At 56.8% G+C, this 236-nt stretch carries 1 protein-coding gene; it reads left to right on the top strand.

Annotated elements, in window-relative coordinates:
• On the top strand, positions 1-236 hold a 236-nt coding region (locus SB717_RS39485; RefSeq protein ID WP_486360828.1), incomplete at both ends, for an RNA polymerase factor sigma-54.

The following is a 236-nucleotide window of genomic DNA, read 5'->3' as shown; positions in this document are numbered from 1 at the left end:
CCAGGTTGCCGATTCGCAGCCGGAATACATCGTCCCCGATGTCTACGTAAAAAAGGAAAAGGGGGTCTGGAAAGTCGAACTGAACAGCGAGGCCATTCCGCAGCTGCGCATCAATACCAGCTACGCGCAGATGATCCGCCGCGCCGACAACAGCAGCGACAACACATCACTGAAGACCCATCTGCAGGAAGCACGCTGGTTCATCAAGAGCCTGCAAAGCCGCAGCGAAACCCTGC

The sequence above is a fragment of the Priestia sp. SIMBA_032 genome (genome assembly GCF_046535215.1).
Lineage (GTDB): Bacteria > Bacillota > Bacilli > Bacillales > Bacillaceae_H > Priestia > Priestia aryabhattai.
The sequence above is the reverse complement of the archived record's forward strand: the minus strand, read 5'-3'. Positions and strand labels throughout refer to the sequence as shown.